This is a genomic window from Stenotrophomonas sp. 2YAF22 (assembly GCF_052114665.1).
Taxonomy (GTDB): Bacteria; Pseudomonadota; Gammaproteobacteria; order Xanthomonadales; family Xanthomonadaceae; genus Stenotrophomonas; species Stenotrophomonas indicatrix.
In genome coordinates this window covers 1-1,295 of the sequence record NZ_JBFRFE010000871.1, presented here as the reverse complement: position 1 = coordinate 1,295, position 1,295 = coordinate 1, and the positions used below count along the sequence as shown (strand labels likewise).

Sequence of the window (1,295 nt, the reverse complement as noted above, 5' to 3'; positions counted from 1 at the left end):
GCGTGGACACCATGTCGATCGGTTATCTGGTCGAGGACGAAACGCCGCTGATCATGCGCGCACCGCGCGCGACGGCGGCGTTGACCCAGCTGTTCGAAGACACGCTGTGGGACGACCTGGACTATCTGCTGATCGATCTGCCGCCGGGCACCGGCGACATCCAGCTGACCCTGGTGCAGAAGATCCCGCTGGCCGGCGCGGTGATCGTCACCACGCCGCAGGACATCGCCACGCTGGATGCGAAGAAGGCGCTGAAGATGTTCGAGAAGGTCGAGGTGCCGGTGCTGGGCGTGGTCGAGAACATGGCCGTGCATACCTGCAGCAACTGCGGTCATGTGGAGCACCTGTTCGGCGAGGGGGGTGGCGAGCGCATGGCGGCGCAGTACGGCGTGCCGCTGCTGGGGTCGCTGCCGCTGCAGATCGGCATCCGCGAGCAGGGCGATGCCGGTACCCCGATCACCGCCGCGCAGCCGGAATCGGCGGCGGCCCAGGCCTACCATCGCGCCGCCCAGCGTCTGGTCGAGGAGGTGGGCAAGCGCCCGCGCGCCTCGATCCCGATCCTGTCCTCGCTGCTGTAAGGGCCTGCTGGCGGGGCTGCGGCGGCGACGCCCGGCCCCCTGTTAGAATCCTCGCGCCCCCTCGCACCCAGGACAGAGCATGAGCATCAAGAGTGACCGTTGGATCCGCCGGATGTCCGAACARCACGGCATGATCGAGCCGTATGAGGCCGGGCAGGTCAAGCAGGCCAACGGCGAGCGCATCGTCAGCTACGGCACTTCCAGCTACGGCTACGACGTGCGCTGCTCGCGCGAGTTCAAGGTGTTCACCAACATCAACTCGACGATCGTGGACCCCAAGCATTTCGACCCGGGCAGCTTCGTCGACATCGTCGGTGATGAGTGCATCATTCCGCCGAACAGCTTCGCACTGGCACGCACGGTCGAGTATTTCCGCATTCCGCGCGATACCTTGGTGGTGTGCCTGGGCAAGAGTACCTATGCGCGTTGCGGCATCATCGTCAACGTGACCCCGCTCGAGCCGGAGTGGGAAGGCCACGTGACCCTGGAATTCAGCAACACCACGCCGCTGCCGGCGCGCATCTACGCCAACGAAGGCGTGGCGCAGATGCTGTTCTTCCAGTCCGATGAAGTGTGCGAGACCTCGTACAAGGATCGTGGCGGCAAGTACCAGGGCCAGACCGGTGTGACCCTGCCGCGCACCTGACAGCTTGCGTCAGCGCGTATCGGTAGCGCCGGGCCATGCCCGGCGTTTCCGTTTGTGGGGCCGCGCTGCGC

At 65.9% G+C, this 1,295-nt stretch carries 2 protein-coding genes; both read left to right on the top strand.

The window, feature by feature from the left end; translation table 11 throughout:
- Positions 1–578, top strand: a 578-nt coding sequence (locus tag AB4Y84_RS21865) for a P-loop NTPase (protein ID WP_442250959.1), incomplete at its 5' end; no start/stop codon positions are given.
- 79 nt (positions 579–657) lie between these two features.
- Complete coding sequence (gene dcd, locus AB4Y84_RS21860) at positions 658–1,224, top strand: dCTP deaminase (RefSeq protein WP_025876117.1); 567 nt, start codon at positions 658–660, stop codon at positions 1,222–1,224.
- Positions 1,225–1,295: the final 71 nt, after the last annotated feature.